The sequence below is a fragment of the Nocardia sp. NPDC004260 genome (assembly GCF_053603155.1).
Genome location: NZ_JBSGEZ010000289.1, coordinates 1 through 1,049, shown reverse-complemented (window position 1 = coordinate 1,049; position 1,049 = coordinate 1). Strand labels below are relative to the sequence as shown.

The 1,049-nt window shown below is 67.4% G+C and carries 1 protein-coding gene; it reads left to right on the top strand.

What is annotated here, in order from left to right:
- Positions 1 to 15: 15 nt before the first annotated feature.
- A partial coding sequence (locus tag ACWEO7_RS39710; RefSeq protein ID WP_452431041.1) for an enoyl-CoA hydratase-related protein occupies positions 16 to 1,049 on the top strand: 1,034 nt, incomplete at its 3' end.

The window sequence follows — 1,049 nt, the reverse complement described above, 5'->3', positions numbered from 1 at the left end:
CACACCGTGCTGATCGTGCATCCGGGACCCAAGGGTGATCGCGGACCGTCATCCCTTGACTGGGCCATTCATGAGGGCGAGAAGCAGTGGGGTGTCACGGTGCTTCAGGCGGTCGAGGAGATGGATGCGGGACCGATCTGGGCTTCGGTGCCGTTCGTTGTCGCACCGTGCGGCAAGAGCGAGCTGTATCGCAACGAGGTAGCCGATGCCGCTGCGCAGGCCGTGCTGCTCGCGGTCGACCGATTCGCTGGTGGCCGGTTCGAGCCCGAGCCACTGGACTACCTGCGCCCGGACGTCCGGGGACGACTGCGGCCGTACCACGACCAGCGGAACCGCCGGATCGACTGGGCAGCCGACGATACGGACGTTGTGCTGCGGAAACTGCGCGCCGCGGATTCACGGCCGGGTGTCCTGGACGAACTGTACGGGCGGGAGTACTACCTGCACGGCGGCCATCGCGAGGATCGCCTACGCGGCGTCCCGGGCACGGTGATCGCTGTCCGTGACGGTGCGATTTGCCGGGCCACCGTCGATGGCGCGGTATGGCTGCCACAGCTGCGTGCTCGCCGAGTGCCGGGCGGTCCGCCCACGTTCACGCTGCCCGCCACCGATGCACTCGGGCCTGAGCTGCCCCAGTCGATCCCCGAGGTACCGGTCACACCGGCCGCAGCCGCCGCCCGGGACACCTGGTCCGAACTTCGCTACCGCGAAGAGGGCACCGTCGGCTACCTCGAGTTCGCTTTTCCCAGCGGCGCAATGAGTACACGTCAATGCCGCAGCCTGCTGGCGGCTTTCCGGCAGGCGTGTGTACGGCCGATCGACGTGCTCGTGCTCGGCCCGGCCCGAGACTTCTTCTCCAACGGCATCCACCTGAACGTGATCGAGGCGGCCGACGACCCGGCCGAGAAGTCCTGGCTCAACATCAACGCCATGAACGACCTCGTCGAAGCAATCCTCACCACCACCGACAAGCTCGTGATCTCGGCTTTGGCGGGAAATGCGGCGGCTGGTGGCGTGATGCTCGCGCTGGCCGCGGATGAGGTCTGGTG